Annotated in this window: 3 protein-coding genes; all 3 read left to right on the forward strand. The window is 39.5% G+C overall.

Translation table 11 applies throughout. The features are described from left to right. Positions 1-393 precede the first annotated feature (393 nt). Positions 394-765 (forward strand): DUF305 domain-containing protein, encoded by a 372-nt coding sequence (locus tag C7B16_RS23830; protein WP_252334803.1) that lies wholly within the window; start codon positions 394-396, stop codon positions 763-765. After that, positions 752-1816 carry a YncE family protein gene (locus C7B16_RS23835; protein ID WP_107180260.1) on the forward strand — a complete coding sequence of 355 codons (1065 nt, stop codon included), beginning with the start codon at positions 752-754 and terminating at the stop codon, positions 1814-1816. The genes C7B16_RS23830 and C7B16_RS23835 overlap by 14 nt, the downstream gene beginning before the upstream one ends. A gap of 436 nt (positions 1817-2252) precedes the next feature. Next, positions 2253-3011: a substrate-binding domain-containing protein gene (locus C7B16_RS23840; protein WP_107180261.1), complete on the forward strand. Its 759-nt coding sequence runs from the start codon at positions 2253-2255 to the stop codon at positions 3009-3011. Positions 3012-3621 lie beyond the last annotated feature (610 nt).

A 3621-nucleotide genomic window follows, 5' to 3' on the forward strand; every position in this document is an offset into this window, starting at 1 on the left:
AGCATTATAACGAATGGCATCCGCATAGTGCGTTGGGTTATCGCTCGCCACGGGAATATCTGCGGCAGCGGGCCTGTAATGGGTTAAGTGATAACAGATGTCTGGAAATATAGGGGCAAATCCAGTGCCTTATAGCTGTGGTATGACATTCAACAATTCCTAAAAATGACAAAAATGTAATCATTATGTAAGGTTCTATTGAAATAGGATGAATAAAATCATTATTCATCTAAGAATTACGTCTGGTATATAAGAGGATATTCATATATGCTATATAAATAATTCAGGTTAATGACAGGTGCGATAAAAATTATACTTGTGATGAGCAAGACAAAATCACAAGTTACGTCGCAAACATTTTTATTATTTTACTCTTCCGAGATGGTAATATTCATGAATAAAATAATAGTTCATCTAATTTATTTTTTACTCTTGTTACAGCCATTAGGGATATCATATGCCAGTGTGGAAACAAGTAAACATAAATCAGATGCTGAAGCTGTTTTTGAGAAAAAAATGCATGAAACAATGAATAAAATGCATCATGAAATGCTTAATTATAAGGTTACAGGGGACAAAGAGCTGGATTTCCTGAAAATGATGATCCCTCATCATCAGGCAGCTATAGATATGTCACGAGTTATTCTTGAAACATCCGAAGATAGAGAAGTAAGGAATTTAGCTTATTCCATAATTACAGAACAAAATAATGAAATTAATATCATGAATAAACTTATCGAGGGTAAAAAACATGAAATTAAATAAGATTGCGTTCGCAATATGCTTGGTGTCATTCAATTTATATGCAACTGATCTTGTCTATTCGGCAAATCAAAATGGTAACACAGTTTCTGTGGTTGATGCCAATACATATAAGAACGTCGGAAGCTTAATCTTAGGATATCCCGCAGGAGATAAGCGACTATATAGTCCTCTTTATAATGGAGAAATAAACGTACATGGCCTTTCATATGCAAAAAAAAGACGTGAACTATCCGTAGTTTCAACTGTAACAAACTCTGTTACACGATTCGATACAAACACAGGAAAAAAAATCGATACGATATATGTTGGACGAAACCCACATGAGCCTCGATATACTAATAATGAAGATGAGATATGGATAACTGTCAGAGGTGAAAACTATGTATCAATTATTGATAGCCAGAATGGAAAAGAAAAAAAACGTATAGTGCTTGAGTCTGGCCCAGGAATGGTTACTTTTAGTCATGATGATAAATATGCATATATTAGCTCCAGTTTTGATGGTCACCTATGGATTGTTGATACAAAAACCAAAAAGATCATAAAAAAACTAATGATGCCATCTTCATTTTCTCCATTCATCAATACAACACCAGATGGAAAGGAAGTATGGGTTGATCATAAAGACGTTGGTGAGATTACAAGAATCAGTACTGAAAACAATGAAATTATAGAAACATTCAAAACAGGAAAAATCAGTAACCACTTTGCATTTGCAAATAATAAAGCTTATGTGACGGTTGGTGGAGAGAATTCAGTGAATGTGTATAATTATGGAGAAAAACATGCAAAACTTATAAAAAAAATACCCGCAGAAACGCTTCCTCATGGCATCTGGGCTGATACCAAGGGTAGAAAAGTTTACTTTGTTAATGAACTTAGTGATACTCTTCAGGTTATTGATGCTTATTCGGATAGGATTATAGCAAAATCATCTGTTGGTGCATTGCCTCAGGCTCTTGTTTATGCAGAAAATGCAACAGATAATCTTGATGAAATGATTAAAAATATCTCCCATACTCCTGAGTTTAGAGAACCTAAAAATAAATAAGAAATAGCGATGATAATGTCATTTTTCAGTGTTATATATGACATACTTTATATTCAAAGCCACTCATATATTTCCTGTAGTGATAGTACTTACGTAGCACACCGTCTGCGCTTCTTTTGTCCAGGAGGTCAATTAATTAATTGTTCAACAAACAAGACGAAAAGCGAGCGTTAAGACTATCGTTTAAATAAATGATATCAACAGACAAGAGAATACAGGAAACAGCCTGGGTATTACAAAAATGTAATCAATGTGTAAGGTTTATGCTCCTCAGAATACATATAATCTTTTTTAATTTTGTTAACTGTAAATGACGAGTTATCGAGTTATGCACATGGTGAAAACACATAAATTTATCTGGGCATAATATCTATGGACTTTAGTGGTTTATATTTTATTTTCCAAAAATCATCACATTCAATAAAAGGAGTTTCTTATGAGGAACACAGTAGCTGGTTTTTTAATATTTCTGTCTTCTGCTGCTTATGCAGATATCAATCTGTATGGACCAGGTGGTCCACATACAGCCTTGCTCGATGCAGCCAGGCTTTACGCCGAAAAAACCGGTGTTACAGTGAACGTTAATTACGGTCCACAACATAAATGGAATGAGGATGCCAAAAAGAATGCAGATATTCTGTTTGGTGCATCAGAACAATCTGCTCTTGCTATCACTCGGGACCATAAGGACAGATTTAATGAAAAGGATATTCAGCCTCTTTATCTGCGAAAAAGTATTTTACTGGTAAAGAAAGGTAACCCTAAAAATATCCGGAGTATTGACGACCTGACCAGACCAGGGATTGGTATCATCGTTAATGATGGTGGTGGTACCAGTAATACATCAGGTACAGGCGTCTGGGAAGATATTGCCGGACGTAAGGGAAATATAGAAACGGTCGCAGCAATCCGGAAAAATATTATTTTGTATGCGCCTAATAGCGGAACTGCACGTAAGGCACTTGAGAATCAGCCGGAAGCAGATGTCTGGATCACATGGGCTGACTGGGCGGCCAGTAATCCAGGAATTGGCGATGCTGTAGAAATAGCACCAGACTACGTGATATGGCGTGATATGAATATTACCGTACGTCAGGATGCAAATGATGAAACACGGCGATTTGCAGAATGGCTACAAACCGACGAAGCAGCGCCTGCATTCAAAAAATATGGCTGGACCAGGAAAGGAAGCTGACATCTTTCAGGACGTGGGGCCTTTTTTCTGGATGCCGCATCAGCGGCATGTAAGGCGGCACTCAGTTGTTTCATATGGCACATAGCCGAACCGCCGAAGCCCGGCGTAAGCCGGTACGGTCGTCCGAATATCACCAGTTCCCCTCCGGCCCAGCGAGGCCATGTGGCCTGTCAGCAATGAAAATGCCTCTGTGCGCGGTCGGAGTGGTCCCGACAAGGGTTTACCCGCAGTCGGGGCGTATCTCCGCGTTAGCGGGCCGTGAGGGCCGCTTACGAGCGTGTATGAGAGACGTACAGTGGTTTCTTCTCGCTTTTATTTCCTCTCTGGTCTTGAATTGTCAACTTCTGAATCGTGGGGGCCCCTTCGGGGTTCCGATTCAGTGGTTGACAACTGCACATAAAACACCCTGTGTGCGGGGTGATGGTTCACGTAGTGGGCCATCGCCCTGCTAAGCCAATGGGGTCTTAAAGCAATGATGGAGTGTAGTTACAACATTCATAATTAAAAGCGACTCTGTTCCGGCCCGAAGGGCCGGGGCGGGGCCGCTTTTCAGTTATGAGGAAGGGGCTTTGTGGTTTCAGTTCTGCACTGGACCGGGTTTTTTCTGGAG

Source organism: Escherichia sp. 20412-1 (assembly GCF_003027595.1).
GTDB classification, from domain to species: domain Bacteria; phylum Pseudomonadota; class Gammaproteobacteria; order Enterobacterales; family Enterobacteriaceae; genus Escherichia; species Escherichia marmotae.